At 50.0% G+C, this 368-nt stretch carries 1 rRNA gene; it reads left to right on the top strand.

Annotated elements, in window-relative coordinates:
* Window positions 1-368: ribosomal RNA gene (locus SB751_RS28580) — 23S ribosomal RNA — on the top strand; the annotation flags it as partial.

The following is a 368-nucleotide window of genomic DNA, read 5'->3' on the forward strand; positions in this document are numbered from 1 at the left end:
GCTGGAATCTTAGGTAAATCCGGGGTTCTAAGGCCGAGAGCTGATGACGAGTTACCTTTTAGGTGACGAAGTGGTTGATGCCATGCTTCCAAGAAAAGCTTCTAAGTTTCAGATAACTAGGAACCGTACCCCAAACCGACACAGGTGGTTGGGTAGAGAATACCAAGGCGCTTGAGAGAACTCGGGTGAAGGAACTAGGCAAAATCGTACCGTAACTTCGGGAGAAGGTACGCTCCGATTGGTGATGAGACTTGCTCTCTAAGCTGATTGGAGCCGCAGTGACCAGGTGGCTGGGACTGTTTATTAAAAACACAGCACTGTGCAAAATCGCAAGATGACGTATACGGTGTGACACCTGCCCGCTGCCG

It is taken from the genome of Cupriavidus sp. SIMBA_020 (assembly GCF_046535395.1).
Classification (GTDB): domain Bacteria; phylum Pseudomonadota; class Gammaproteobacteria; order Burkholderiales; family Burkholderiaceae; genus Cupriavidus; species Cupriavidus campinensis.